Below are 1,533 nucleotides of genomic sequence, written 5' to 3' on the forward strand. Positions count from 1 at the left end.
AGCGTAGGAGGTCTGCAGGCAAATCCGCAGACGCATCTCCAAGGCAAAGACACGTGCCGCCACGGCGGCGAAGTGATCGGAAGTGCTTCCAAGAAAAGCCTCTAAGCACCAGTCTGATGCGGACCGTACCGCAAACCGACACTGGTGGGCGAGCTGAATATGCTCAGGCGCTTGAGAGAACTCGGGAGAAGGAACTCGGCAAATTGACACCGTAACTTCGGAAGAAGGTGTGCCGTAGTACCGTGAGAGGAGAGACACCTTGAGCGGGAAACGGTCTCAGAGAATAGGTGGCTGCGACTGTTTATTAAAAACACAGCACTCTGCAAAGTCGAAAGACGACGTATAGGGTGTGATGCCTGCCCGGTGCTGGAAGATTAATTGATGGGGTGAGAGCCCTTGATCGAAGTCCCAGTAAACGGCGGCCGTAACTATAACGGTCCTAAGGTAGCGAAATTCCTTGTCGGGTAAGTTCCGACCTGCACGAATGGCATAACGATGGCCACACTGTCTCCTCCCGAGACTCAGTGAAGTTGAAATGTTTGTGATGATGCAATCTACCCGCGGCTAGACGGAAAGACCCCATGAACCTTTACTGCAGCTTTGCATTGAACTGTGAACCGATTTGTGTAGGATAGGTGGGAGGCAGAGAAGAGGCCACGCCAGTGGTCTTGGAGCCGACCTTGAAATACCACCCTGATTTGTTTGCGGTTCTAACCACGGACAGTGATCCTGTCTTGGGACCGTGCATGGTAGGCAGTTTGACTGGGGCGGTCTCCTCCTAAAGGGTAACGGAGGAGTACGAAGGTACGCTAGGTACGGTCGGAAATCGTGCTGATAGTGCAATGGCAAAAGCGTGCTTGACTGCGAGAGCAACAACTCGAGCAGATGCGAAAGCAGGTCATAGTGATCCGGTGGCTCTGAATGGAAGGGCCATCGCTCAACGGATAAAAGGTACTCTGGGGATAACAGGCTGATACCGCCCAAGAGTTCATATCGACGGCGGTGTTTGGCACCTCGATGTCGGCTCATCTCATCCTGGGGCTGTAGTCGGTCCCAAGGGTATGGCTGTTCGCCATTTAAAGAGGTACGTGAGCTGGGTTTAAAACGTCGTGAGACAGTTTGGTCCCTATCTGCCGTGGGCGTTGGAAGATTGACGGGGGCTGCTCCTAGTACGAGAGGACCGGAGTGGACGCACCTCTGGTGTACCGGTTGTCACGCCAGTGGCATTGCCGGGTAGCTAAGTGCGGAAGAGATAACCGCTGAAAGCATCTAAGCGGGAAACTTGCCTGAAGATGAGTCTTCCCGGAGGTTGAACCTCCCTCAAGAGTCGTCCGAGACCAGGACGTCGATAGGTCAGGTGTGTAAGCGCTGTAAGGCGTTGAGCTAACTGATACTAATTGCTCGTGAGGCTTGATCCTATAACCGTGTTGCTTGTGACCGGTGTGCGTTGTAGGTTGGAAGCGAAGAGAGAGATCAAAGAGACTCGAAAGTAAAGAGAGTCACGAAAGTAGAAAAGATTGTTCCGAATTGACC

At 53.0% G+C, this 1,533-nt stretch carries 1 rRNA gene; it reads left to right on the top strand.

The features are described 5' to 3' along the window. Positions 1-1,418, top strand: a 23S ribosomal RNA gene (locus tag HMPREF9439_RS13345); the annotation flags it as partial. Positions 1,419-1,533: the final 115 nt, after the last annotated feature.

Origin of the sequence: Parasutterella excrementihominis YIT 11859 (genome assembly GCF_000205025.1) — a bacterium.
Lineage (GTDB): Bacteria > Pseudomonadota > Gammaproteobacteria > Burkholderiales > Burkholderiaceae_F > Parasutterella > Parasutterella excrementihominis.